This is a genomic window from Streptomyces sp. NPDC015139 (assembly GCF_043079785.1).
GTDB classification, from domain to species: Bacteria; Actinomycetota; Actinomycetes; order Streptomycetales; family Streptomycetaceae; genus Streptomyces; species Streptomyces albidocamelliae.
Genome location: NZ_JBIBUW010000007.1, coordinates 12,893 through 36,467 on the forward strand (window position 1 = coordinate 12,893; position 23,575 = coordinate 36,467).

The window sequence follows — 23,575 nt, forward strand, 5'->3', positions numbered from 1 at the left end:
GGCGAGGGCCTACGCCGACATCGGCCGCTGCACCTTGATCGACTGCAGGAGTCCGATCGCCACCCATACCGCGAACATCGACGAGCCGCCGTACGACACGAACGGCAGGGGGAGACCGGTGACCGGCATGATGCCGAGGGTCATGCCGATGTTCTCGAAGGACTGGAAGGCGAACCAGGCGACGATTCCGGCGGCGACGGTCGTCCCGTACAGCTCGGTCGAGTCACGTGCTATCCGGCAGGCGCGCCAGAGGACGACCCCGAGCAGGAAGATGATCAGGCCCGCGCCGAGGAAGCCCAGCTCCTCCCCCGCGACCGTGAAGACGAAGTCCGTCTGCTGCTCGGGCACGAACTGGCCGGTGGTCTGCGATCCGTGGAAGAGGCCCGCTCCGGTCAGGCCGCCGGAGCCGATGGCGATACGGGCCTGGTTGGTGTTGTAGCCGACGCCGGCGGGGTCCAGGTCGGGGTTGGCGAAGGCCGCGAAGCGGTTGATCTGGTACTCGTCCAGGATGTGCAGCTGCCAGATGGCGATGCAGCCGATCACACCGGCGATGAGCAGGCCGAAGACCCAGCGGTTGGAGGCGCCGGAGGCGAGCAGCACCCCGAGGATGATCGCCACCATGGCCAGCACCGACCCGAGGTCGGGCATGAGCAGCAGGATGAGGATCGGGACGGCGGCCAGGCACAGGGCCTGGAACACGGTCCGGTGATCGGGGTACGGCTTGTCGCCGGCGTCCACCCGCGCGGCGAGCAGCATCGCCATGCCCAGGATGATCGTCACCTTGAGGAACTCGGCGGGCTGGAGCGAGAAGCCGCCGATGACGAGCCAGTTGCGCTGGCCGTTGATCGTCGCGCCGAGCGGGGTGAGGACCACCAGGGCGAGGGCCACGGACAGGCCGTAGAGGATCGGCACGGCGTTGCGCAGGGCGCGGTGGCCGAGCCAGAGCGTGCCGATCATCAGGGCGATGCCGATGCCGAGGTTCATCAGGTGGCGGACCAGGAAGAAGTACGGGTCGCCCTGGTTGAGCTCGGTGCGGTTGCGGGTCGCGGAGTAGACGAGCAGCGAGCCCATGAGGGACAGGGCGGTGGCCGCGAACAGGATCGGCCAGTCCAGGCGGCGGGCGAGCGAGTCGCGGGCGAAGATCCTGGTCCAGCCGGCCCGCTCGGGGCCGTACCCGGAGACGGAGAAGCCGTTCGCGCCGGTCATGAGGGCATCCTCCGGCTTCCCCTGCGGCGAGGCCGCCTGCGGGTGTCACGGTTGCGCGTGGTGGGCGAGGGTGTGGTGGCCGGCTGCTGGTCGTCGCCGTTGGTCGTGTTGTCCTTCTGGGCGGCCTCGACGTCCTTGGCCGGATCGCCCTTGACCTTCGGGTTGACGATGGTGCCGTCCGTGCGGACCTTGGGCAGGCCCTTCTGCGGCTCGGGCAGCAGCGCCTTCTTGTTGTCGACGGAGCCGTCGCCCTTGACGCCGTAGAGGGCGCTGTAGATGTTGCGCACGGCCTCACCGGAGGCGCCGGAACCGGTACCCGCCTGGGCGATCGTCATGATCACCGTGTAGTCCTTGGAGTACGTGGCCAGCCAGGAGGTGGTCTGCTTGCCGTAGACCTCGGCCGTACCGGTCTTGCCGTGCAGGGCGATCTTGTCCTGCGGCCAGCCGCCGAACTTCCAGGCGGCCGTACCGCGGGTGATGACGCCCGCGAAGGCGTCGTTCATGCCCTTGAGGGTGGCCTGGCTGACCGGCAGCTTTCCGTTCTTCTTGGGCTTGATCGGCGTGACGGTCCGGCCGTCGGCGCTGATGATCGCCTTGCCGATGGTCGGCTGGTACATCGTGCCGCCGTTGGCGACGGCGCCGTAGATCACGGCCTCCTGGATCGGCGTGACGAGGGTGTCGCCCTGGCCGATGGAGTAGTTGATCTCGTCACCCTCGCGCATCTTGTTGCCTTCGAGGCAGTTCTCGTACGCGATCTTCTCGACGTAGGTGCCGTCCTTCTTGCCGGACTTGCACCAGGCGTCCTTGTTGGCCTTCCAGTAGTCGAGCTTCCACTGGCGGTCGGGGACGCGGCCGGTGACCTCGTTGGGCAGGTCGACGCCGGTCTCCTTGCCGAGGCCGAACTGGTGGGCGGTCTTGAAGAACCAGTCCTTGGGCTGGCCCTTCTTGGGGTTGATACCGCCGTCCCTCTTCCATTCCCGGTCGGCGAGGCCGTAGAAGACGGTGTCGCAGGAGACCTCCAGCGCCCGGCCGAGCGAGATCGGGCCGAAGCTCTCCCCCTCGAAGTTCTTGAAGACCTGGCCGCCGACGGAGTAGGAGCTGGTGCAGGGGTAGCCGCCGTCCCAGACGTAGCCCGCCTGGACCGCGGCGGCCGTGGAGACCACCTTGAACGTCGAGCCCGGGGCCGCCTGACCCTGTATGGCCCTGTTGAGCAGCGGGTAGTCGGAGTTCTTGCCGGTGAGGGCCTTGTAGTCCTTGGCGGAGATGCCGCCGACCCAGACGTTCGGGTCGTAGGTGGGCGCGGAGGCCATGGCGACGATCCGGCCGGTCTTGGCCTCCATGACCACGACGGCGCCGGAATCGGCCTTGTAGTTCTCGCCGGTGATCTTGTCGTACTGCTGGCGGGCGACCTTCATCGCCTTGTCCAGTTCGTACTCCGCGACGCGCTGCACCCGGGAGTCGATGCTGGTGACCAGGTTGGAACCGGCCTCGGCGGCGTCCGACTTGGCCTTGCCGATGACCCGGCCGAGGTTGTCCACCTCGTAGCGGGTCACGCCTGCCTTGCCGCGCAGCACCTTGTCGTAGGTGCGCTCGATGCCGGAGCGGCCGACCATGTCGGAGCGCAGGTAGGGCGAGTCGGTGTCCTTGGCCTTCTGGATCTCGGAGTCGGTGACGGGCGAGAGGTAGCCCAGCACCTGGGCGGAGTTGGACTTGCCGGGGCCGGCGTAGCGGCGCACGGCCTCGGGCTCGGCGGTGATGCCGGGGAAGTCCTCGGAGCGCTCGCGGATCTGCAGGGCCTGCCGGGCCGTCGCCTCGTCGGTGATCGGGATCGGCTGGTAGGGCGAGCCGTTCCAGCAGGGCTGGGGGGTCTTGGAGTCGCACAGCCGGACCTTCTGCATGACGTCCTGCGGCCTCATGCCGAGGACGCCGGCCAGCTTGGTCAGGACGGCCTTGCCGTCGTCCTTCTGCTTGAGCAGGTCGGTGCGGGAGGCCGAGACGACCAGACGGGTCTCGTTGTCGGCGAGGGGGACGCCCCGGGCGTCCAGGATGTCGCCGCGCACGGCGGGGTCGACGACCTGCTGGACGTGGTTGCCGGACGCCTCCTTCTGGTACGAGGCGCCCTCACGGATCTGGAGGTACCACAACCGGCCGCCGAGCGTGCCGAGGAGGGAGAGGACGAGAATCTGGATCACGACGAGCCGGATCTGGACCCGTGGGGTCCGGCCGGTCTCGGGGATGTTGGTCACTGCGGCTGTCTCCCCCTCTCAGTGCGCGGATGTCTGCGCGCGGAATGCCTGTGCGGGCACTGCCTCTGCTTGCCCTGCCTGTGCTTGTCCTGCGTGTGTGCGAGCCGCCTGCGTGTGTACGCATGATGAACGACCGGTCTGTGAGCCCCGGTTCCGCGGCATCCGACTCGTTCGGGTGAACTCCCCCGCCGTCACAGCCGCTTGACCCCCTTGATGCGACCGACCCGGGTGGAGCGGGTGCGCGCCTTGGCCTTCAGGGCGCCGAGACCGCCGCGCTGGCTGCCGATGCGCAGGCCGGTGCCGGAGGAGAGCCAGCCGGAGGAGATGTCACCGGCCTTGGCCGCGGGGCTGCTCTCGGTGAGCGGGTCGTTGTCGGCCTTGCGGGCGAGCCACATGATCCCGGGGACCACGAACGGGGCGAGCAGCAGGTCGTACAGGGCGGCGGAGATCAGCAGGCCGGTCAGGCCGACGTGGCGGGCGGCGGTGTCGCCGACCAGGGCGCCGACACCGGCGTACAGCAGGGTGGAACCGACGGCGGCGGCGACCACGACGGCCATGGGCCCGGTCGCCGACTTCAGCCGGCCGCTCTCCGGTTTGACGAGCCCGGCGAAGTAACCGATGACGCACAGCACGAGGGCGTAGCGGCCGGCGGCGTGGTCGGCGGGCGGGGCCAGGTCGGCGAGCAGCCCCGCGCCGAAGCCGACGAGGGCGCCGCCGACATGGCCGTACACCATCGCGAGTCCGAGGACGGTGAGCAGCAGCAGGTCGGGGACGGCGCCCGGCAGGTGCAGCCGGGCGAGGACGCTGACCTGGATGACCAGGGCGACGACGACCAGCGCTGAGGAGAGCAGGATCCGGTTGACACGCATGGGGATTCAGCTCCTACTGCTGCTGGTCGGTCGTGTTGGCGTCGGCCGACGGGGTCACCGTGACGGTCACCGTCGGGGTCGGCGTGGGCTTGGGGTGGGCCGGGAGCACCGTGTCCCGCGGGTCCTTCTTCGGGGCCTCGACGACCACGCCGACGACGTCCAGCTTGGTGAAGCTGACGTACGGCGTGACGTAGAGGGTGCGGGTGAGGCCACCGCCGGAGGGGTCGACGCGGGAGATCACGCCGACCGGGACGCCCGGCACGAACGGCTTGTCGGCCTGCGAGCCGAAGGTGATGAGCCGGTCGCCCTTCTTCACCTCCGCCTTGCCGTTGAGCAGTTCCACGCGTAGCGGGCGGTCTCCCTGGCCGGAGGCGAAGCCGAGTTCGTCGCTGCCCTCCATGCGGGTGCCGACGGTGAAGTCGGGGTCGTTGGCGAGGAGCACCGTGGAGGTGTCCGGGCCGACGGTGGTGACGCGGCCGACCAGCCCGTCGCCGTTCAGCACGGTCATGTCCCGTTTGATGCCGTCGTTGGCGCCCGCGTCGATGGTGATGGTCCAGGAGAAGCCCTGTGCCGAGCCGATGGCGATGACCTGGGCGCCCTTGATGCCGTACTGGCCCTCGCCGGCGATCTTCAGCATCTTGTCGAGCTGTGCCAGGCGGCTGCGGTTGCGGTCGTCGCTGCCGAGCTTCGCCTTGAGGGCCGCGTTCTCCTTCTCCAGGGCGGCGAGCCGGTCGTGCCGGCTGCCGGAGTCACGGATGGCCGAGACGGCGTTGCCCACCGGATCGACCGCCGAGGACAGTCCGTTCTCGACGGGGCCGAACACCGCTGCCGCGGCCTGCCGGGCTCCGTCCACCGGGGAGTTGCGGCCCCCGCGGATGTCCACCGTGATCAGCGCGAACGCGATGGCGATCAGCAGGACCAGGAGCAGCCGGCTCTCTTTCGTGTCCCTCACGTGCGGCGGCCGTGCCCTTCCTCAAGTCGGAATGGTGCGGGCCCTGGAGAACGCGAATGGTGCGGCGCAAACCGAAGCGGCCCATTTGGGGGAGCTTATGCCTCTATACCAACGATCCGCCGCACGAGAGGAGAACGTCTCGTGCGGCGGAATCGAAGAGTTACGTCATCTGCGCGGCTGGGCGTCCAGGACCTGCTGCAGCGCCTCGAACTCCTCGACGCACTTGCCCGAGCCGAGAGCGACGCTGTCCAGCGGGTCCTCGGCGATGTGGATCGGCATGCCGGTCTCCCGCCGCAGCCGCTCGTCGAGCCCGCGCAGCAGTGCTCCGCCGCCGGTCAGAACGATTCCTCGGTCCATGATGTCGCCGGACAGCTCCGGCGGGCACTTGTCGAGGGTGGTCTTGACGGCGTCGACGATCGCGTTGACCGGCTCCTCGATCGCCTTGCGGACCTCGGCGGCCGAGATGACGACGGTCTTGGGCAGTCCGGAGACCAGGTCCCGGCCGCGGACCTCGGTGTGCTCGTCGCTGTCGAGGTCGTACGCCGAACCGATCGTGATCTTGATCTGCTCCGCGGTGCGCTCACCCAGGAGAAGGCTGTACTCCTTCTTGATGTACTGGATGATCGCGTTGTCGAGTTCGTCGCCGGCGACGCGGATCGACTGGGCGGTGACGATGCCGCCGAGCGAGATGACCGCGACCTCCGTGGTGCCGCCGCCGATGTCCACCACCATGTTGCCGGTGGCCTCGTGCACCGGCAGGCCCGAGCCGATGGCGGCCGCCATGGGCTCCTCGATGATGTGCACCTGGCGGGCACCGGCCTGGGAGGACGCCTCGATGACGGCGCGGCGCTCGACGCCGGTGATGCCCGAGGGCACGCAGACGACGACGCGGGGCCTGGCGAGATACCGCCGCTTGTGGATCTTCAGGATGAAGTAGCGGAGCATCCGCTCGGTGATCTCGAAGTCGGCGATCACACCGTCCTTCAGCGGGCGGACGGCGACGATGTTGCCCGGCGTCCGGCCGATCATCTTCTTCGCTTCGGCGCCGACCGCGAGGATGCCGCCCGTGTTGGTGTTGATCGCCACGACGGACGGCTCGTTGAGCACGATCCCGCGACCCCTGACGTACACCAGCGTGTTGGCGGTCCCGAGGTCGACAGCCATGTCACGGCCGATGAACGACATTGAGTTCCCCATCCGGATTCATCGGGCCTTCCCGAGCTTTTGAGGGCATGTCAGGTCGGCGAGGCGGGTGCTGTGACGTGAAGGCTTCCATCGTAAACGCGCCTGCACGAACACTGCGCGAGGGTCTCCGCCATTGTCACCAGATGGCGGGCCGCCCCGCTTGTGGAGACGGTCCATCGGAGGAAGGCGTTCCCCCGATCGGCAAGGCATATGCCAAAGGACGGCCGAAAACGCACGACCGCCCCTGGTCAGGCACGCGGACCGAACTGACGCCCGGTCAGAAAATTTAGCGAGAATTCGCCACGCGGCTCAGGCGCGGCCGGGGAAGAAGATCTTCACCTCGCGCTCGGCGGACTCCTCGGAGTCGGAGGCGTGGATCAGGTTCTCGCGGACGATCACACCGAAGTCGCCGCGGATGGAGCCGGGGGCGGCGGCGATCGGGTCGGTCGGGCCGGCCAGCTGGCGGACCCCTTCGATGACCCGCTCGCCCTCGGCGATCAGGGCGACGACCGGGCCGGAGGACATGAACTCGACCAGCGGCTCGTAGAACGGCTTGCCGACGTGCTCGGCGTAGTGCTGCTCCAGCGTGGCGCGGTCCAGGGTGCGCAGTTCCAGCGCGGTGATCTGCCAGCCGGCCTTGCGCTCGATCCGGCCGATGATCTCGCCGGTCAGGCCTCGACGGACGGCGTCGGGCTTGAGCAGGACGAGGGTGCGCTGCGTCACGACGTGCTCCTTTTCAGCGTGTGCGGTGGGATGAGGCTACAGGGCCGCCCCGCGTCTCCGTCACGCAGTGTCAACTTGAGCGGGGCGGTGAACCCGGAGGCCACCGGTGCGGGGACCTCGCGGGCCGCCGCCGTCGTGACCGAGAGCTGCCGTCGCCGGCCGGGGACCCGGCCGGCGGATGCCGTCAGGCGCCGGAGGGGGTGTTCTCGGCGGCTTGGGCCGCGAAGCGGGCCTTCGCCTCGTCGATCTTCCTGCCGTAGTGGACCGAGGCCCACCACAGGGCCGCGAAGATCACGCCCATGAAGTACATGGTAGGGACGAAGACGCCGGAGGCGACCAGGGCGATCTGCAGGACCCAGCCGAGGGCGATCCCGCCGGGCCGGGTCACCATGCCGCACAGCAGCACGCACAGCAGCATGGCGATGCCGCTGACCAGCCACACCGTCGAGGTGGACAGGTCCGGTTGCTTCATGGCGACGAGCCCGGCGAAGCCGATGACGAAGAACTCGCCGATGAGAGTCGATGAACAGAGCGTACGCACGGGAGACCTCAGCCCTTCCCCAGCAGCAGCCGGGCCTCGCCGACCGTGATGACCGAACCGGTGACCAGGACGCCACCGCCCGCGAACTCGCCCTCCTCCTCGGCCAGCGTGATCGCGGCCTCCAGGGCGTCGGGCAGCCGCGGCTCGACCTGCACCCGCTCCTCGCCGAACACCTCGACGGCGATGGCGGCGAGCTCGTCCGAGTCCATGGCGCGGTGGCTGGAGTTCTGCGTGACGACGACCTCGGCGAAGATCGGCTCGAAGGCCTCCAGCAGCCCCCGCACGTTCTTGTCGCCGCTCGCGCCGACGACCCCGATCAGCCGGGTGAAGTCGAACGCCTCCCGCACGGCCTCCGCGGCGGCCGCGGCGCCCGCCGGGTTGTGCGCGGCGTCCAGGACGACCGTCGGCGACCGTCGTACGACCTCCAGGCGGCCCGGGGAGGACACGGCGGCGAAGGCCTTGCGGACCGTGTCGATGTCCAGCGGCTCCGCGCGCTGCGCGCCGACGCCGAAGAACGCCTCCACGGCGGCGAGGGCGACGGCCGCGTTGTGCGCCTGGTGTCCGCCGTGCAGCGGGAGGTACACCTCGGGGTACTCGCCGCCGAGACCGCGCAGGGTGAGCAGCTGCCCGCCGACGGCGACCTGCCGGGCGACGACCCCGAACTCCAGGCCCTCGCGGGCCACGGTGGCGTCCACCTCGACGGCCTTCTTCAGCAGCACCTGCGCCGCGTCCACCGGCTGCTGGGCCAGGATGACGGTCGCGTCCTGCTTGATGATGCCGCTCTTCTCGGTGGCGATCTCCGCGTGCGTCTCACCGAGGCGGTCGGTGTGGTCCAGGTCGATCGGGGTGACCACGGCGACGTCGCCGTCGATCACGTTGGTGGCGTCCCAGGAGCCGCCCATGCCGACCTCGACGACGGCGACGTCCACGGGCGCGTCCGCGAAGGCCGCGTACGCCATGCCGGTGAGCACCTCGAAGAAGGACAGCCGGTACTCCTGCTGCCCGTCGACCATCTCGACGTACGGCTTGATGTCCTGGTACGTCTCGATGAACCGCTCGGCCGAGATCGGGGCGCCGTCCAGGCTGATCCGCTCGGTGATCGACTGCACGTGGGGGCTGGTGTAACGGCCGGTGCGCAGGTCGAAGGCGCCGAGCAGGGCCTCGATCATGCGGGCGGTGGAGGTCTTGCCGTTCGTGCCCGTGATGTGGATCGAGGGGTACGAGCGCTGCGGCTCGCCGAGGACGTCCATCAGCGCGGCGATCCTGCTGACCGAGGGCTCCAGCTTGGTCTCGCCCCAGCGGGTGGCCAGGTCCGCCTCGACCTCGCGCAGGGCCCTGTCGACCTCCGGGTCCGCCGGCCGCGCGGGTACGTCGGCCTGCGGCGGGCCGCCCTGGGTGCGCAGGGTGCGGCTGCCGGCCTCGATCACCGCCAGGTCGGGGTCGCGGTCGGTCTCGGCCTCGATCATCTCCTCGAAGCTGTCGAGGGGGTCGGGAGTGTCGCTGTTGCCGGGGTGGTCGCTCACGAGGCCAGTCTACGGAGCGAGGGGGCGCTTCGCGGCGCCGGTATGGGAGGGCTTGTCTCACCGGGTCCCGACGGGGGTTCGGGGCGTCGGGGGGCAGTCCGCCAGGTGCGGGTGCGTCGTGGCTTGGCGCGCAGTTCCCCGCGCCCCTGAGGGGACTGCCGGGGCCTCGGCCGTCGGGTGACTGGCGTCGACGGCGCAACCGGAGGGCCGGGACCGTCGATCGGGTGCGGGCACGTCGTGGCTTGTCGCGCCGTTCCCCGCGCCCCTGAGCCGGTCACGGCACCGGAGTCTTTGCGGTCGGCCGGGGCCCCGGCGCCTTTGAGGTGCCGGGGCCTTCTGGGCCGTGTCGCGGATTACGCCTGCGGCAGCTTGTCCAGCTGGGCCTGGATGCGGGCGATGTCCTCCTCCGCCTTGGCCAGGCGGGTGCGGATCTTGTCGACCACGTTCTCCGGGGCCTTCGCGAGGAACGCCTCGTTGCCGAGCTTGGCCGTGGCCTGGGCCTTCTCCTTCTCGGCGGCGGCCAGGTCCTTCGCGAGGCGCTTGCGCTCGGCGGCCACGTCGATGGTGCCGGAGAGGTCGAGGGCGACCTCCGCACCGGCGACCGGCAGCGTCGCCGTGGCGGTGAACGACTCGCCCTCCGGCTGCAGGCGCAGCAGCTGGCGGATGGCGGCCTCGTGCGGGGCGAGGGCGGTGCCGTCCAGCGTCAGTCGGGCCGGGACCCGCTGACCGGGCTGCAGGCCCTGGTCGGCGCGGAAGCGGCGGACCTCGGTGATGACCGACTGGAGGGTCTCGATCTCGCGCTCGGCGCCGCTGTCACGGAAGCCGCTGTCGGCCGGCCACTCGGCGATGACGACCGACTCGCCGCCGGTCAGCGTCGTCCAGAGCGTCTCCGTGACGAACGGCACGACCGGGTGCAGCAGCTTGAGGGTGACGTCCAGGACCTCGCCGAGGACCCGCTTGCCGACCTCGGCCGGCTCGCCGCCCGCCTGGAAGACGGTCTTGGACAGCTCGACGTACCAGTCGAAGACCTCGTCCCACGCGAAGTGGAAGAGGGCGTCGGACAGCTTCGCGAACTGGAAGTCCTCGTACAGGGCGTCGACCTCGGCGACCACCGAGTTCAGCCGGGACAGGATCCAGCGGTCCGTCGCCGACATCTTCGACGGCTCCGGGAGCGGTCCCTCGACCGTGGCGCCGTTCATCAGCGCGAAGCGGGTGGCGTTCCAGATCTTGTTGGCGAAGTTGCGGGAGCCCTGGACCCAGTCCTCGCCGATCGGCACGTCGACACCGGGGTTGGCGCCGCGGGCCAGCGTGAACCGGAGGGCGTCGGAGCCGTACTTGTCCATCCAGTCCAGCGGGTTGACCGCGTTGCCGAAGGACTTCGACATCTTCTTGCCGAACTGGTCGCGGACCATGCCGTGCAGGGCGATGGTGTGGAACGGCGGGGTGCCGTCCATCGCGTACAGGCCGAACATCATCATCCGGGCGACCCAGAAGAAGAGGATGTCGTAGCCGGTGACCAGGACGGAGTTCGGGTAGAACTTCGCGAGTGACTCGGTCTGTTCGGGCCAGCCGAGGGTGGAGAACGGCCACAGGCCGGAGGAGAACCAGGTGTCGAGGACGTCCGTGTCCTGCTTCCAGCCGTCCGCCTCGGTGCCGGGGGGCTCCTCGTCGGGGCCGACGCAGACGACCTCGCCGTTCGGGCCGTACCAGACCGGGATGCGGTGGCCCCACCACAACTGCCGCGAGATGCACCAGTCGTGGAGGTTGTCGACCCAGTCGAAGTACCGCTTCTCCATCTCCTGCGGATGGATCTTGACCTTGCCGTCGCGGACGGCGTCGCCGGCCGCCTTCGCCAGCGGGCCGACCTTGACCCACCACTGCATGGACAGGCGCGGCTCGATGGTGGTCTTGCAGCGCGAGCAGTGGCCGACGGAGTGGACGTAGGGCCGCTTCTCGGCGACGATCCGGCTCTCGGCGCGCAGCGCGGCGACGATGGCGGAGCGGGCCTCCAGGCGGTCCATGCCCTGGAAGGGGCCGTGGACGGTGATGACGGCGTGCTCGTCCATCACGGTGATGGACGGCAGGTCGTGCCGCTGGCCGATCTCGAAGTCGTTCGGGTCGTGGGCCGGGGTCACCTTGACGGCGCCGGTGCCGAACTCGGGGTCGACGTGCGTGTCGGCGACGACCGGGATGGAGCGGTCGGTCAGCGGCAGCCTGATGAGCTTGCCGACCAGGTGCTTGTAGCGCTCGTCGTCGGGGTGGACGGCGACGGCGGTGTCGCCGAGCATCGTCTCGGCGCGGGTGGTGGCGACGACGATGGCGTCGTCCCCGTCGCCGTACTTCATGGAGACGAGCTCGCCGTCGTCGTCCTGGTACTCGACCTCGATGTCCGAGATGGCCGTCAGACAGCGCGGGCACCAGTTGATGATGCGCTCGGCGCGGTAGATCAGCTCGTCGTCGTAGAGGCGCTTGAAGATGGTCTGGACGGCCTGGGAGAGGCCCTCGTCCATGGTGAAGCGCTCGCGGGACCAGGCGACGCCGTCGCCCAGGCGGCGCATCTGGCCGCTGATCTGGCCGCCGGACTCGGCCTTCCACTGCCAGACGCGCTCGACGAACGCCTCACGGCCGAGGTCGTGCCGGGACTTGCCCTCCTTGCCCAGCTCGCGTTCGACGACGTTCTGCGTGGCGATGCCGGCGTGGTCCATGCCCGGCTGCCACAGCGTCTCGTGGCCCTGCATCCGCTTGCGGCGGGTCAGGGCGTCGATGAGCGTGTGCTCGAAGGCGTGCCCGAGGTGCAGGCTGCCGGTGACGTTCGGCGGCGGGATGACGACCGTGTACGGCGGCTTGTCGCTCTTCGCGTCCGCCTCGAAGTAACCGCGCTCTACCCAGCGCTCGTACAGCGGCCCCTCTACATCGGCCGGCGCGTACTGGGTCGGCAGTTCGGAGTCGGGCGCGGGTGGCTGCTGATGAGCGTTCTCGGTCACGGGGGTCAGTTTAGAGGTGTCACGGCGTGGTCCCGAAACACGTTTGTTCTGTAACGGTGCGGCCCCCGGTGCCGTGCCTTTCCCGGGCCTGGGCCAGGATGTCAGGAACACATAAGCATCTGGAGGGGAACCCAGTAATGAGCAGCAACCAGCCGGGCCCGTACGGCCAGCAGCCCCAGCAGCCGGGTCCGTACGGCCAGCCGGGGCAGCCTGGGCCGTACGGCCAGCCGGGCCCTTACGGCCAGCAGCCGCAGGCTCCGCAGCCCGGCTATGGCTACCCCCAGCAGGCTCCCGCGGCTCCGCCGCAGCCGGGTTACGGCTACCCGCAGCAGGGTGTGCCGCAGCAGCAGGCGCCGTACGGCATGCCCCAGGCGCCGCAGCCGGCCGGCGGGAAGAAGAAGACGGGCCTGATCCTCGGCGCGGTGGCCGTGGTGGCGGCCGTGGCGGTGGGCGCGTACTTCGTGCTCGGCGGGAGCAGTGGCAGCAGCGACGTCGCGGACGACGGCCCCCACAAGCTGACGACTCCGGCGACGGTGCTGACGGAGTACAAGAAGTCCAAGAGCGACAGCGGCTCCATGACGGACAAGGACCTGAAGGACGCCGAGAAGTGGGGCGTGCAGGACCCGCACGACGTCAGCGCCTCCTACGCGTCCGGGGACCCCGACAACCCGCTGAGCAAGAAGGGGATCAACTTCGGCGGCGTCTACGGCACGATCGACGACCCCGGGAAGGCCGTGGACGCGATGTTCGCGTACATGAAGAGCGAGTCCCAGAAGGACAGCGACAGCGGGGCCTCCCTGAAGGGCGAGCCGACCGCGTACACGCCGGACGGGCTCGACGGTGCGGTCCTCAAGTGCCAGCAGGCCTCGGCGCCCACCGGCAGCAGCAGCGGCGGCCCGAAGGACGTGACGATGACCATCTGCATCTGGGGTGACCACAGCACCCTCGGGTTCGTCATGCCGATGGACTTCGCGAGCCTGGTGGCCGGCAGGAGCAGCGACCCGGCGGCCGACGCCGCGCTCGTCGCCAAGTTCCGCAACGAGGTCCGCGTCAAGGCCTGACCTTGCCGCAGGACGTGCGAAGGGGCCCCGGTCGGTGACCGGGGCCCCTTCGCATGGTTCGTGCGTTACGCCGTCTTCTGCTCCCCAGAGCCCCGGCCCCGGGCGTCGCGGGGGATCAGGGTGGGGTTGACGTTGGAGAGGACCACGTCGGCCGTGATGACCACGCGGGCCACGTCCTTGCGGGACGGGACCTCGTACATCACACCCTGGAGGACCTCCTCCATGATGGCGCGCAGGCCGCGGGCGCCGGTCTGGCGCAGGATCGCCTGGTCGGCGATGGCCTCCAGGGCCTCACGCTCGAAGTCCAGCTCCACGCCGTCGAGTTCGAAGAGGCGCTGGTACTGCTTGACCAGGGCGTTGCGGGGCTCCACCAGGATCTGGAGCAGGGCCTCGCGGTCCAGGTTGTGGACCGAGGTGATGACCGGGAGGCGGCCGATGAACTCGGGGATCATGCCGAACTTGACCAGGTCCTCCGGCATGACGTCCTCGAAGACGTCCTTGGCCTCCAGCTCGCGCTTGGAGAGGATCGTCGCGCCGAAGCCGATGCCCTTGGCGCCGGCCCGCGCCTCGATGATCTTCTCCAGGCCCGCGAAGGCACCGCCCACGATGAACAGGACGTTCGTCGTGTCGATCTGGATGAACTCCTGGTGCGGGTGCTTGCGTCCGCCCTGGGGCGGCACCGAGGCCGTGGTGCCCTCGAGGATCTTCAGCAGGGCCTGCTGGACGCCCTCGCCGGAGACGTCCCGGGTGATCGACGGGTTCTCGCTCTTGCGGGCGACCTTGTCGATCTCGTCGATGTAGATGATCCCGGTCTCGGCCTTCTTGACGTCGTAGTCCGCGGCCTGGATCAGCTTCAGAAGGATGTTCTCGACGTCCTCGCCGACGTAACCCGCCTCGGTGAGCGCCGTGGCGTCGGCGATCGCGAACGGGACGTTCAGCATGCGCGCCAGCGTCTGCGCGAGGAGCGTCTTGCCGGAGCCCGTTGGGCCCAGCAGAAGAATATTCGACTTCGCCAGCTCGATGGCGTCGTCACGGCCGCTCGCGCCGCCGTTCTCGCCTGCCTGGACCCTCTTGTAGTGGTTGTACACCGCGACGGAAAGCGCCTTCTTGGCCGCTTCCTGGCCGACCACGTAGCCCTCGAGGAACTCGTAGATCTCGCGAGGCTTGGGCAGTTCCTCCCAGCGGACCTCGCTCGTCTCCGCGAGCTCTTCCTCGATGATCTCGTTGCAGAGATCGATGCACTCGTCGCAGATGTACACACCGGGCCCTGCGATGAGCTTCTTGACCTGCTTCTGGCTCTTGCCGCAGAACGAGCACTTGAGCAGATCGCCGCCGTCACCGATGCGTGCCACGGTGTGCTTCCCCTTCGCCTGGGAGACGCCTGGACGTCACGAGTCCAGCGGCTCCTGGTGCTGCCTTATGTCCGACGGTACCTTGCCGGGCCCGGTGTTCGGGCCCCCCTTGGCAGGGTTCACTTTGACGTGCACGGTGCCAAGAGGGGCAGAGAGCGTACCTCTCCGGGTCAGCGGACCTCGGAGTTGTTCAGCTTGCGGGTGGAGATGATCTGGTCGACGAGGCCGTACTGCAGCGCCTCCTCGGCCGTGAGGATCTTGTCGCGCTCGATGTCCTCGCGGATCTTCTCGAGCGGCTGGTTCGAGTGCTTGGCCAGCATCTGCTCCAGCTGGTCACGCATCCGGGTGAACTCCTTCGCGATGATCTCCAGGTCGGAGAGCTGACCGCGGCCGGTGGAGCCCGCCGGCTGGTGGATCAGGACGCGGGAGTTCGGCAGCGCCATGCGCTTGCCGGGGGTGCCGGCGGCCAGCAGGATGGCCGCCGCGGAGGCCGCCTGGCCCATGCAGACCGTCTGGATGTCCGGCTTCACGAACTGCATCGTGTCGTAGATCGCCGTGAGGGCGGTCATGTCGCCACCGGGGCTGTTGATGTAGATCGAGATGTCCCGGTCCGGGTCCATCGACTCCAGGCACAGCAGCTGCGCCATGACGTCGTTGGCCGAGGCGTCGTCGATCTGGACGCCCAGGAAGATCACGCGCTCCTCGAAGAGCTTCGCGTACGGGTCGTACTCGCGGATGCCCTGCGAGGTGCGCTCGACGAAGCGCGGGATGACGTAGCGGCTGTCCGGGCGGGGCCCTTCGTACATGCCGCTGGCGGCGCCGTGGAAGTTGCTCATGGGGTGTTCACCGTCCTGGTGGCGTTCTGGGGGCTGGGGTCTCGGCGGTGCGTGGCGTGGCCTGGCCGGTCAGGCACCGGTGCCGCCGCCTCCCGGAACACCCGAGGCGTGCGTGATGATCTCGTCAATGAGACCGTACTCCTTGGCCTCTTCCGGGGTGAACCAGCGGTCGCGGTCGCCGTCGCGGATGATCGCCTCGACCGTCTGGCCGGAGTGCTCCGCGGTCAGCTCGGACATGCGCTTCTTGGTGCGCAGCAGGTACTCGGCCTGGATCTTGATGTCCGAGACGGTACCGCCGAGGCCCGCGGAGCCCTGGTGCATCATGATGTCCGCGTGCGGCAGCGCGAAGCGCTTGCCCGCGGCGCCACCGGTGAGCAGGAACTGGCCCATCGAGGCCGCCATGCCCATGGCGATGGTGACCACGTCGTTCGGGATGTACTGCATGGTGTCGTAGATCGCCATGCCGGCCGTCACCGAGCCACCGGGGCTGTTGATGTAGAGGTAGATGTCCTTGTCCGGGTCGGCGGCAAGGAGCAGCAGCTGTGCGGTGATCTTGTTGGCGATGTCGTCGTCAACCTGCTGGCCGAGGAAGATGATCCGCTCGTTGAGCAGCCGGTTGTAGACCTGGTCGCCGAGGCCACCACCGATGGAAGGCTCGCCGGCGGCTGAAGGCATCAGATTCGTCACGTATCCACCTGCTCGTCTTACGACGGCGCCGGGCCGTCTCACGTCGTCCTGCCGGAGGCTTGGCTGGGGGTCTCAGGAGACTCCCCTGCCCCCGTACTCATGGACCCTAACGCGCGGGTCCCTTCGGGGAATCCCGGAGATGGGAGTGTTCGCCGGGGGCGTAGCGGAGGGCTCCGCCGGGGGCCGGACGCGGATCGGGGGAGCCGGCGCGGATCTCCGCCGGGCCCCGGGGCCGGACGCGGCTCGTCGCGGGGTCCCCGCGGGCCCGGGGCCGTCCGCGGCGGGTACGGCACGGGCCCCCGGGGAGACACACTCCGCGGGGGCCCGGTTACGCCGTCAGGAACGCCGTGGGGCCGGTCAGGCCTCGGTCGTCTCCTCGGAGGTCTCCGACGCCTCGGCGGCCTCGGTCTCCTCCTCCTCGTCGTCCAGGTCGACGATCTCGCCGTTGGTGTCCTTCACCGTGGCGGCCTCGACCACGACGGCCAGGGCCTTGCCGCGGGCGACCTCGCCGACGAGGAGCGGCACCTGGCCACCCTCGACGACGGCCTGGGCGAACTGGTCGGGGGACATGCCGGAGGAGGCCGCACGCCGCATGAGGTGCTCGGTGAGCTCCTCCTGGTTGACGTTGAGGTTCTCCTTCTTGACCAGCTCGTCGAGGACGAACTGGGTCTTGATGCCCTTGACCGCGGCCTCGCGGGTCTCGGTCTCGAACTCCTCGGCGGTCTTGCCCTGGATCTCCAGGTACTTGTCGAGGTCCAGACCCATCTGGCCGAGCTGGTGGTGCTCCAGGTTGTGCTTGCGGGTGTTGACCTCGTCCTCGAGCAGCTTCTCGGGGACCGGGACCTCGACCAGCTCGAGGAGCTTCTCCAGGACGCGCTCCTGGGCCTGGGTGGCCTGGTCGAACTGCTTCATGTTCGCGAGGCGCTTGCGGCTGTCGGCACGGAGCTCGTCCAGCGTGTCGAACTCGGAGGCGAGCTGCGCGAACTCGTCGTCCAGCGAGGGCAGTTCGCGGGCGGCGACCTGGGACACCTTGACGACGACCTCGGCCTCCTTGCCCGCGGCGGAGCCGCCCTTGAGCTCGGAGGTGAAGGTGGCCTCGCCACCGGCCTCCAGGCCCTTCACGGCGTCGTCGATGCCGTCGAGCAGCTCACCGGAACCGATGGTGTACGAGACACCCTCGGCGATGCCGTCCTCGAGGACCTCGCCGTCGACCTTGGCCTGCAGGTCGATGGTGACGACGTCGCCGTCCTCGGCCGCACGCTCGACCGGGGAGGTGGAGGCGAAGCGCTCGCGCAGCTGCTCGACCGACTTCTCCACGTCCTCGTCGGTGACCTCGACGGCGTCGACCTCGACCTCGATGCCCGAGTAGTCCGGGATCTCCAGGGCGGGGCGCACGTCGACCTCGGCGGTGAAGTTCAGCGTCTCGCCGTCCTTCAGCTCCGTGATGTCGACCTCGGGCTGGCCCAGCGGGCTCAGCTCGGCCTCGTTGACCGCCTCGGTGTAGAACTTCGGAAGCGCGTCGTTGACCGCCTCCTCCAGGACCGCACCGCGGCCGAACCGCTGGTCGATGACGCGGGCCGGGATCTTGCCCTTGCGGAAGCCCTTCACCGTGACCTGCTGGTTGATCTTCTTGTACGCCGCGTCGAGGCTGTCCTTGAGCTCCTCGAAGGGCACCTCGACAGTGAGCCGAACCCGGGTCGGGTTCAGGGTCTCCACGGCGCTCTTCACGGTTCGGTCTCCTTGTGGCTGACTTCTGGGTTTCTGCCGGAGCCAGACTGGTCCGGCGGATTTCGCCGCCCGGAGGAGTTCGTAGGCCGAGTGGGCCGGGACACACGGGCGCGCAGCTTGCATAGTAACCGCAGCCGGTCAGCGCCCCAAAAGGCGATCTTCGCGACGTACGCGAGGCAATGGTCGGGGTGGCGGGATTTGAACCCACGGCCTTCCGCTCCCAAAGCGGACGCGCTACCAAGCTGCGCCACACCCCGTCTGGTGCGACACGTAGGGTACATGCCCGGGCCCGCCGGGGCCGCCGCATTCTTCCGGGCGGCGCGCGCGGGATCCGCGTGTCGCTACTCGTTGGCCTCGACGCCGGACGACCCGCTACGATGCCTGCAGTGCCGCGGTCACGGACCTGCGGCGCGCTCTTGCGGGCGTAGCTCAATGGTAGAGCCCTAGTCTTCCAAACTAGCTACGCGGGTTCGATTCCCGTCGCCCGCTCTGTACGGCTCAGGGCCGGACCGTGGATCTCTCCTCGGTCCGGCCCTGAGTGTTTTCCGTACCCGTGCGGTCACGCTCCGTACACGCCTTCCTCGGGCCGGGGACGCGGCCGCCCCGGGGTGCGAGGGGTCGACGCCCGCGCCCCCTCGCCGCCCTGAGCGCCCGGCCCCGCGCCCCGCGCTCCCGCGGGCGCCCCGGGCCGACTCAGAACTTGATCGAGTTGATGGAGTCCGCTATCGAGTTCAGGAACCGGCTGATGGACGGCGCCATGCCGGTCGACGCGAGGAAGAAGCCGAAGAGGATCGCGACGATCGCGGGGCCGGCCTTGATGTTCCCCCCTCGGATCAGCACCACCAGGATGATCGCCAACAGCAGCACCACGGACAGTGAAATGGCCACACTGATCACACCCTCGGTCGGTCCGCTCTCCCGGCCCGGAGGTACGGCCGCCGCACCCCCGCCAGAACCATCGTGCCACCAACCAGGCGTCCGTATGCGGCCCGTGACACAACGTCGGCTGACGACCCGGCACGCACGGTGCGCCGTGCGGTAATTCGACGGAGCTTCCGCAGGTGACCGCCCCGGGAATTGCGTGACTTCGTTTCCGTCTCCACACATGTCGTGCGCAGGTAATTCGAATTGATGATACCGAGACGCCGTATGCCCCATTTAGTCTGGATGAATCGGGACATCGAGGGTGAACTGACGACCCTCGTGTGGGCACCATCACGTCGACAGGGGTGGCAAGTTCTGTAAATCAGGGGGTACCCGAAGGCGATAACCAGGAATGACTGCGGGAGTTTTACGAAATCCCGCAGCCGACGCTAGGGTGCCTGAGATGTTTGAAGCCGCCTCGTCCCCCGGCCAGACCCGCAGGCCGCTCCCCCCGGCACAGTCGCCGGTGGACGGAGTGCCCGGACCGCGTACCCCGATGAGTGCGCAGAAAGGGCAGGCGAAGGCGGACAGACCCGGCAAACAACGCGACGCGTTCTTCGACAACGCCAAGTACCTGGCCATCGTGCTCGTCGCGATGGGGCACTCGTGGGAACCGCTCAAGGGTGACAGCCGGGTCGTGGAGACGCTGTACACCATCGTGTACACGGTCCACATGCCGGCGTTCATCATCATCTCCGGCTTCTTCTCGCGCAGTTTCGACATGCGGCCGGACCGGCTGAAGCGGCTGATCACCGGTGTCGCGGTGCCGTACATCCTCTTCGAGACGGCGTACCCGCTCTTCAAGAACCTCGTCGACGAGGGCTCCCACGAGCCCATCACCCTGCTCGACCCCTGGTATCTCACCTGGTTCCTGGTCGCCCTGTTCATATGGCGGCTGACCACGCCCATCTGGAAGCTGGTCCGCTGGCCGCTGCCCCTCGCCGTCGGCCTCGCCATGCTGGCGAGCGTCAGCCCGGACATCGGCGACGACCTCGACCTCCAGCGCGTCCTGCAGTTCCTGCCGTACTTCGTGCTGGGCCTGTGCATGAAGCCCGAGCACTTCAAGCTGGTGCGCCGCCGCTCCGTGCGCATCGCCTCGGTGCCGGTGCTGGCGGTGGCGCTCGTGGTCGGCTGGTGGGCGGCACCGCGCATGAACGCCTCGTGGTTCTACCACCGTGACGCCGCGCAGGAACTCGGTGCCCCGTGGTGGTGCGGCCCGGTGATGACGCTGGCGCTGATGGGCTGCTCGCTGCTGCTGACGGCCTGCTTCTTCTCCTGGGTGCCGGGCCGCAGGATGTGGTTCACCGCCCTCGGCGCGGGCACCCTCTACGGCTACCTGCTGCACGGCTTCCTGACGAAGTTCGCGGACTACCGGGGCCTGTTCGAACACCCCTGGCTGCACCACCCGGCCGGGGAGATCCTGGTGACCCTCCTCGCCGGCACCGCCGTCACCCTGCTGTGCACCAAGCCGGTGCAGCGCGCCTTCCGGTTCGCGATGGAGCCGAAGATGGAGTGGGCGTTCAAGCAGGACGCGGCGGAACTGGCCCGGGAGCGGCACAAGAAGGAGAAGGAGCGCGAGCGGGAGCGGGAGAAGGTCGGCGCCTAGCGCCCGGACCGGCCGCGCCCGGACCGACCTCCGCCGGGCAGCCACCCCGGGCCCGCCCGGCTGCTCACCGGCTCACCCCTGAACGAGACCGAGAAGCGCACGCATCCGCGTGTACTTCTCGGTCAGTCGTCTCCGGGTCGGCTCCGGCAGCACGGCCAGCCGCTCCGGGTCGGCGTTGTGCGCCAGGTCGGACTCCTTCACCAGCAGCGCGCCCGGGGTGGCGAGGATGCGGCGGGCGTACTCCTCCGGCTCCTCGCCCGGCCGCTTGGTCAGGGCGTCCACGATGGCCCTGGTGCGCGGGGTGAGGGCCGCCTCCGCCAGCCACTGGCGGCTGAGCGCGTCGTCCTCGACGGAGTCGTGCAGCCAGGCCGCCGCGATCTGGTCCCGGTCGCCGCCGCGGGCCCGGACGCCCTCCGCGACGGCCGCGAGGTGTTCGGCGTACGGCCGTCCCGCCTTGTCGGTCTGTCCCTCGTGGGCGGCACGCGCGACGGCCTCGACCTCGGCCGGGGAGAGCTGTGTCATGGCCCCAGTGTCTCCCCCGGCGCTCAGCGGCCGTTCGTCGCGTGCTGGCGGCAGATCAGCAGCAGGGCGCGATCGTCGTTGACGTCCTTGGCCACCGCCTCGATGAGGTGCCAGGCGGCGCCGTGGAAGCCGCCGGCGACATAGCGGTCGGCCTCGCCGGTGAGCCGGTCGATGCCCTCCACGATGTCGCGGTCGGACGTCTCCACCAGGCCGTCCGTGAACAGCATCAGCACGTCACCCGGGCGCAGCGAGCCCTTCACGGGGTCGAACTGGGCGCCGTCGTACACCCCCAGCAGGGGCCCTTCGGCCGCCTTCTCCTCCCAGCGGCCGCTGCCCGCGCTCAGCTGGAGGCCCGGTGGATGGCCCGCGGAGTACAGCTCGTAGTCCCCGGAGTCGAGGTCGAGGACCAGGTGGATGGAGGTGGCGAAGCCCTCGTCCCACTCCTGGCGGAGCAGGTAGCCGTTGGCGGCCGGCAGGAAGGCGTGCGGCGGGAGGGAGCCGAGGAGGCCGCCGAAGGCGCCGGACAGCAGCAGGGAGCGCGAGGCGGCGTCCATGCCCTTGCCGGACACGTCCGTCAGCACGACCTCCAGGGTGCGGCCGCCGTTCGTACGGGCCGCGACGACGAAGTCGCCCGAGAAGGACTGTCCGCCCGCCGGACGCAGCGCCATCTCGTGGTGCCAGCCCTGCGGCAGCTTCGGCAGCTTGCTCTGCACCCGGATCCGCTCGCGCAGGTCGAACAGCATGGTGCCGCCGCGCCGCCACGGCACGCCGACCCGGCTGCGGAACTGCGCGGTCAGCAGCCCGAAGAAGCCGCACGCGGCGACCACCAGGACCACACCGGGAGTGACCCGGGACGGTCCCTCGGTGTAGGGGCCGAGCCGTACCGACTCCACGATCAGGGCGGAGGCCGCCGCCGCGTACAGGCCGAGCAGGCTCGCCGGGCGCAGCAGCAGGCCGCCCGCGACGATCGGCAGGACCAGGGTGGCCGGGGAGCACCACACCGAGTCGGCGAGGGTCATGGCCGCGAGGACGGGCACGGCGAGCAGCAGTCCGGCGAACGCGATCCAGTCGGAACCGTCGCCGCGGAAGTAGTCCACGGCGCTTCTGCGCAGGCCGACCCGGGCCCGGTGCCACTGCATACGCCACCGGGCCGTGAACGTCTCGGCCTTGGCGCGCCGCTCTCGTCCTGCTGCCATTAGTTCGGGACCCTATCCATCGGACCGGCTGCTTGGCACGGGAGGTCCCACTTGTCCCCCGTGCGAGGCCCTGTTTCGTGGTGCGTCCTCACAGTGAACGGCACGCGCGGCCCTCGCGGCGCCGACCGGGAGAAATTCGCTGGCTCGTCCTGCAATGCCCTGGTAGGCATGGCTCATGGGGAATGACCGTGGGACCGAGTTGACGACGCTGCGCCCCGAGGACTTCGACCAGTGGTGGGAGCACCTGGTCCGTGCGTTCGGCGGCGGGCCTTCCTCGGCCGAGGAACGCGAACTGGACAAATCGCTCACCGAGTTCGACCGCTCGCTGGTCGTCCGGGACGGGGACGCGATCGTCGGCACGTCCGGGGCCTTCAGCTTCCGGATGACGGTGCCGGGCGGGGCGGTGGTGCCGACCGCCGGCGTGACCATGGTGAGCGTGGCCGCGACGCACCGGCGGCGCGGGGTGCTGACGTCGATGATGCGGCGGCTGCTGGACGACGCGCGCGCCAAGGGCGAGCCGCTGGCCGCCCTGTTCGCCTCCGAGCCCGCGATCTACGGCCGCTTCGGGTACGGCGCGGCGACCTCCCAGATCAGCGCGGAGATCGACACCGGCCGGGTCACCCTGGCGCTGCCCGAGGGCACCGACGAGGTGCGGGTGCGCTACGCGCCGCCCGCCGACGTGCTGCGGGAGTGCGAGGCGGTGTACGCGGCACTGGTGCCCCGGCGCCCCGGCATGCTGGCCCGCATGCCCGGCTGGGAGCGGGCCGGGCTGCTCGACCCGGAGAGCGAGCGCGAGGGGGCGTCGGCCCTGCAGTGCGTGGTGGCCGAACGGGACGGCGAGGTCACCGGGTACGCCCGCTTCCGCACCAAGTTGGGCTGGGGCCCGAGCGGGCACGACGGCACGGTGACGCTGGAGGAGCTGGCCGCGCTCGACCCGGCGAGCGGGGCCGCGCTGTGGCGGTTCCTGTTCGGCATCGACCTGATGACGACGCTGGAGGTGCGGGGCCGGCCGGTCGACGAGGCCTGGCAGCACCTGGTCTCCGACATCCGCCGCTGTCTGCCGCGGCTGCGGGACGCGGGGTACGTCCGTCTCGTGGACGTGGACGCGGCCCTGGCGGTGCGGACCTATCAGGCTCCGGTCGACGTCGTCCTCGAGGTGGAGGACGCCTTCTGCCCCTGGAACACGGGGCGTTGGCGGCTGACCGGGGACGCCAAGGGCGCGTCCTGCGAGCGTACGGACGACGCCGCCGATCTCGCCCTGTCCGTACGGGAGTTGGGCGCGGCCTATCTCGGCGGGGTGACGCTGCTGTCGCTGGCGGCGGCCGGACGGGTGCGGGAACTGCGCCCGGGGGCGCTGACGGAGGCGTCGGTGGCCTTCGGCTCACCGGTGGCCCCCTGGATCTCCCACGGCTTCTGACCCGGCGGACCGCCGGG

The 23,575-nt window shown here is 69.7% G+C and carries 19 protein-coding genes and 2 tRNA genes; 4 read left to right on the plus strand and 17 right to left on the minus strand.

What is annotated here, in order from left to right; translation table 11 throughout:
- Positions 1-9: 9 nt before the first annotated feature.
- The 9 genes from rodA to ACF08B_RS20095 all read right to left on the minus strand — a co-directional run bounded on the left by rodA (position 10) and on the right by ACF08B_RS20095 (position 12,229).
- The gene (rodA, locus tag ACF08B_RS20055; RefSeq protein WP_392318587.1) at positions 10-1,206 is read right to left on the minus strand and encodes a rod shape-determining protein RodA; all 1,197 of its coding nucleotides are present in this window, start codon (positions 1,204-1,206) and stop codon (positions 10-12) included.
- The gene (gene mrdA, locus ACF08B_RS20060; RefSeq protein WP_392318588.1) at positions 1,203-3,452 is read right to left on the minus strand and encodes a penicillin-binding protein 2; all 2,250 of its coding nucleotides are present in this window, start codon (positions 3,450-3,452) and stop codon (positions 1,203-1,205) included. The genes rodA and mrdA overlap by 4 nt, the downstream gene beginning before the upstream one ends.
- A gap of 191 nt (positions 3,453-3,643) precedes the next feature.
- Complete coding sequence (mreD, locus tag ACF08B_RS20065) at positions 3,644-4,321, minus strand: rod shape-determining protein MreD (RefSeq protein ID WP_093477678.1); 678 nt, start codon at positions 4,319-4,321, stop codon at positions 3,644-3,646.
- Between the two features lie 13 nt (positions 4,322-4,334).
- Complete coding sequence (gene mreC, locus ACF08B_RS20070) at positions 4,335-5,273, minus strand: rod shape-determining protein MreC (RefSeq protein WP_093477676.1); 939 nt, start codon at positions 5,271-5,273, stop codon at positions 4,335-4,337.
- Positions 5,274-5,438: 165 nt separating this feature from the next.
- On the minus strand, positions 5,439-6,458 hold the full coding sequence (locus ACF08B_RS20075; RefSeq protein ID WP_020940056.1) for a rod shape-determining protein: 1,020 nt from the start codon (positions 6,456-6,458) through the stop codon (positions 5,439-5,441).
- A 309-nt stretch (positions 6,459-6,767) separates the two neighbouring features.
- Positions 6,768-7,181 (minus strand): nucleoside-diphosphate kinase, encoded by a 414-nt coding sequence (ndk, locus tag ACF08B_RS20080; RefSeq protein ID WP_073893946.1) that lies wholly within the window; start codon positions 7,179-7,181, stop codon positions 6,768-6,770.
- 184 nt (positions 7,182-7,365) lie between these two features.
- Positions 7,366-7,722: a DUF4233 domain-containing protein gene (locus ACF08B_RS20085; protein WP_093477673.1), complete on the minus strand. Its 357-nt coding sequence runs from the start codon at positions 7,720-7,722 to the stop codon at positions 7,366-7,368.
- Between the two features lie 8 nt (positions 7,723-7,730).
- The gene (locus ACF08B_RS20090) at positions 7,731-9,188 is read right to left on the minus strand and encodes a bifunctional folylpolyglutamate synthase/dihydrofolate synthase (RefSeq protein ID WP_392318903.1); all 1,458 of its coding nucleotides are present in this window, start codon (positions 9,186-9,188) and stop codon (positions 7,731-7,733) included.
- A 410-nt stretch (positions 9,189-9,598) separates the two neighbouring features.
- Positions 9,599-12,229, minus strand: coding sequence for a valine--tRNA ligase (locus ACF08B_RS20095; RefSeq protein ID WP_392318589.1), 2,631 nt, complete (start codon positions 12,227-12,229; stop codon positions 9,599-9,601).
- A gap of 137 nt (positions 12,230-12,366) precedes the next feature.
- Here ACF08B_RS20095 and ACF08B_RS20100 point away from each other — a divergent pair, with 137 nt between their 5' ends.
- Positions 12,367-13,290 carry a hypothetical protein gene (locus ACF08B_RS20100; RefSeq protein ID WP_392318590.1) on the plus strand — a complete coding sequence of 308 codons (924 nt, stop codon included), beginning with the start codon at positions 12,367-12,369 and terminating at the stop codon, positions 13,288-13,290.
- A gap of 65 nt (positions 13,291-13,355) precedes the next feature.
- Here the strand turns inward: ACF08B_RS20100 and clpX are convergent, their stop codons facing one another.
- From clpX to ACF08B_RS20125, 5 genes are all read right to left on the minus strand, one after another.
- On the minus strand, positions 13,356-14,642 hold the full coding sequence (gene clpX, locus ACF08B_RS20105; protein WP_030747560.1) for an ATP-dependent Clp protease ATP-binding subunit ClpX: 1,287 nt from the start codon (positions 14,640-14,642) through the stop codon (positions 13,356-13,358).
- A 170-nt stretch (positions 14,643-14,812) separates the two neighbouring features.
- Complete coding sequence (locus ACF08B_RS20110; RefSeq protein ID WP_073893953.1) at positions 14,813-15,478, minus strand: ATP-dependent Clp protease proteolytic subunit; 666 nt, start codon at positions 15,476-15,478, stop codon at positions 14,813-14,815.
- A 69-nt stretch (positions 15,479-15,547) separates the two neighbouring features.
- Positions 15,548-16,153 carry an ATP-dependent Clp protease proteolytic subunit gene (locus tag ACF08B_RS20115; protein ID WP_392318904.1) on the minus strand — a complete coding sequence of 202 codons (606 nt, stop codon included), beginning with the start codon at positions 16,151-16,153 and terminating at the stop codon, positions 15,548-15,550.
- Positions 16,154-16,522: 369 nt separating this feature from the next.
- The gene (tig, locus tag ACF08B_RS20120) at positions 16,523-17,893 is read right to left on the minus strand and encodes a trigger factor (protein ID WP_392318591.1); all 1,371 of its coding nucleotides are present in this window, start codon (positions 17,891-17,893) and stop codon (positions 16,523-16,525) included.
- Between the two features lie 180 nt (positions 17,894-18,073).
- A tRNA-Pro gene (locus ACF08B_RS20125) sits at positions 18,074-18,150 on the minus strand.
- Positions 18,151-18,311: 161 nt separating this feature from the next.
- On the opposite strand from ACF08B_RS20125, the gene ACF08B_RS20130 reads away from it, so the two are divergent.
- Positions 18,312-18,382, plus strand: a tRNA-Gly gene (locus ACF08B_RS20130).
- 204 nt (positions 18,383-18,586) lie between these two features.
- Here ACF08B_RS20130 and ACF08B_RS20135 read toward each other — a convergent pair.
- Positions 18,587-18,781, minus strand: coding sequence for a hypothetical protein (locus ACF08B_RS20135; protein WP_093699101.1), 195 nt, complete (start codon positions 18,779-18,781; stop codon positions 18,587-18,589).
- A 532-nt stretch (positions 18,782-19,313) separates the two neighbouring features.
- Here ACF08B_RS20135 and ACF08B_RS20140 point away from each other — a divergent pair.
- Positions 19,314-20,423 (plus strand): acyltransferase family protein, encoded by a 1,110-nt coding sequence (locus tag ACF08B_RS20140; RefSeq protein WP_392318592.1) that lies wholly within the window; start codon positions 19,314-19,316, stop codon positions 20,421-20,423.
- Between the two features lie 72 nt (positions 20,424-20,495).
- Here ACF08B_RS20140 and ACF08B_RS20145 read toward each other — a convergent pair whose 3' ends face one another.
- Together ACF08B_RS20145 and ACF08B_RS20150 are read right to left on the minus strand one after the other, a co-directional pair.
- Positions 20,496-20,945, minus strand: coding sequence for an HD domain-containing protein (locus ACF08B_RS20145; RefSeq protein ID WP_392318593.1), 450 nt, complete (start codon positions 20,943-20,945; stop codon positions 20,496-20,498).
- Between the two features lie 23 nt (positions 20,946-20,968).
- Positions 20,969-22,141, minus strand: a complete 1,173-nt coding sequence (locus tag ACF08B_RS20150) for a PP2C family protein-serine/threonine phosphatase (RefSeq protein WP_093477658.1) — start codon at positions 22,139-22,141, stop codon at positions 20,969-20,971.
- Positions 22,142-22,316: 175 nt separating this feature from the next.
- Between ACF08B_RS20150 and ACF08B_RS20155 the strand changes: the two genes are divergently transcribed.
- Complete coding sequence (locus ACF08B_RS20155; protein ID WP_392318594.1) at positions 22,317-23,558, plus strand: GNAT family N-acetyltransferase; 1,242 nt, start codon at positions 22,317-22,319, stop codon at positions 23,556-23,558.
- Positions 23,559-23,575: the final 17 nt, after the last annotated feature.